This window comes from Lactobacillus sp. UMNPBX1 (assembly GCF_002554085.1).
GTDB classification, from domain to species: Bacteria; Bacillota; Bacilli; order Lactobacillales; family Lactobacillaceae; genus Lactobacillus; species Lactobacillus crispatus.
Map to the genome: position 1 here is coordinate 1 of NZ_PCZI01000083.1, position 354 is coordinate 354.

General features: G+C 42.7%; 1 protein-coding gene. It reads right to left on the minus strand.

Annotated elements, in window-relative coordinates; translation table 11 throughout:
* Positions 1–354: NAD(P)-dependent oxidoreductase (locus CP352_RS10910; protein ID WP_304441131.1), on the minus strand; the 354-nt coding region annotated here is incomplete at both ends.

Consider the following 354-nt stretch of genomic DNA (forward strand, 5'->3'; position numbering starts at 1 on the left):
TGGTTCATATTCGACATTATACGATGGGTCATACGCAAGAACTTTTGCGCCTAATGCTTTATAAATCTGAGCAGTGGCCCCACCAATATTACCAAGGCCAACAATTCCCACGGTTAAATTGTAAATTTCATTACTGATCAAGTCATCGCTCCACCGAAAGTCGCCATGGCTCATGCGTTGTTCGAATTCACCAATCCGTCGTAACAAGTACATCGCCTGTGTGACGCCCATTTCTGCGATTGCCCGTGGTGAATAAATAGGGACATTCGTTACAATGATGCCACTTACTTTACATGCATCTAAATCAAAAATATCAACCCCAACCATTCGAGCAGCTAATTGCTTTATTCCCAT